Origin of the sequence: Campylobacter sp. IFREMER_LSEM_CL1085 (assembly GCF_025772235.1) — a bacterium.
Lineage (GTDB): Bacteria > Campylobacterota > Campylobacteria > Campylobacterales > Campylobacteraceae > Campylobacter_D > Campylobacter_D lari_D.
Map to the genome: position 1 here is coordinate 1 of NZ_JAKMRU010000047.1, position 755 is coordinate 755.

Annotated in this window: 1 protein-coding gene; it reads right to left on the bottom strand. The window is 26.1% G+C overall.

What is annotated here, in order from left to right:
- Nucleotides 1-153: 153 nt before the first annotated feature.
- Nucleotides 154-755, bottom strand: a 602-nt coding sequence (locus L8W56_RS08740; protein ID WP_263660033.1) for a hypothetical protein, incomplete at its 5' end; no start/stop codon positions are given.

Genomic DNA, 755 nt, shown 5'->3' on the forward strand with positions numbered 1-755 from the left:
GTAACACCATCACTGATTTGTAGTGAGATATTTATTTTCCCTATCCCTTCTCTACCACTTTCTATAACCTCTTGTCCTTCTCTTAGGGCTTCTTTTATACTTTCTTTAATGTTAATAGTAGTATTGTTTTCATTATGAACACTAGTATTATTTTCATTTGCATTCATCTAAGGCCTTTTGGATTTTGTTTATCCAATTATAACTTGCATTAGAAAAATCTTTAAAAGCATTTTTCCAATCATCATTAGCTATACTAGGAATCTCAGAAGTCGAATTTAAATCTAAATTGTTAAATACTTTATAACTTATTTTCATTTTTTCAAGTGCTAATTTTTTATCTTCTAGGGGATAAAATTTTTTAAGATTTTTTGGCACATCGTAGATAAAATAATATATTGTAATTTTATATATATTTGCCAAACCTTTATACCAAGAACCCTTATCCAAATAGCCTATGCTATCTAAATAATCATAAAATTCTTCATAGTGCTTTATAAATTTAAGTTTTTCTTTAAAAATTTGTTTTTCTAAATCTTTAGTAGAGGCTCTTAAGTTTAGGTATTTTTGTTTTTCATTTGAGTTTAAATTGCTTATGAAATTAAGATAATTAAAATAGGTTTGCTCTTTGTTTGTTGATATTATAAATATATCACTGTAGGCTACAAGGATAACCCCAAAGTACCTATCCTCAAATCCAAAGAATTTAGCCACCTTAAAATCAAAAATAGCCTTTTGCATTTTTGTATTTAAATCTT